1 protein-coding gene is annotated in these 468 nt (G+C 34.6%); it reads right to left on the reverse strand.

Features of this window, described 5'->3' with window-relative positions:
- A partial coding sequence (locus tag RVS70_RS22300; protein ID WP_321134894.1) for an alpha-glucosyltransferase N-terminal domain-containing protein occupies window positions 1-468 on the reverse strand: 468 nt, incomplete at both ends.

The following is a 468-nucleotide window of genomic DNA, read 5'->3' on the forward strand; positions in this document are numbered from 1 at the left end:
TGTTTGTCTTGCGGTCTGCTGTCCACTAAAAACAACTTAGGTTTATCATTTTCTTTTTGCAGATATTCTATCCAATATTGACGCAGTTCCGATTCATCTTTTACTTTTATCTCACCTTCAAGGGAGTACCATATAATATGAGATAATTGAACATCTTTTTCTTCATTGTTCCATACATAGAGTTTGTCTAAATATACTTGATTTTTGTCATTAATATATTCCTGCAGATACATCTTGTTTAGCTGCACATCATAATGAGTAACGAGAACTAAGTTTCCGTTCTTGGTATATTCCTCTCTCTTTATAAGCTGGTTTTTATCGTTCCAATAGTCGACATAACGGATAGTCTCTCCATCTCCATAATAGGATACAGAAATTTCATTACTATTCTTACCAAGTAATCTTGACATGGCTTTCGCAAACTTCCACATGCCTACTTGCTTTTTCACCTGGTAAAGGCCTATCCTT

This window comes from Virgibacillus sp. M23 (assembly GCF_034190895.1).
In the GTDB taxonomy this organism is placed as follows: domain Bacteria; phylum Bacillota; class Bacilli; order Bacillales; family Amphibacillaceae; genus Virgibacillus; species Virgibacillus salarius.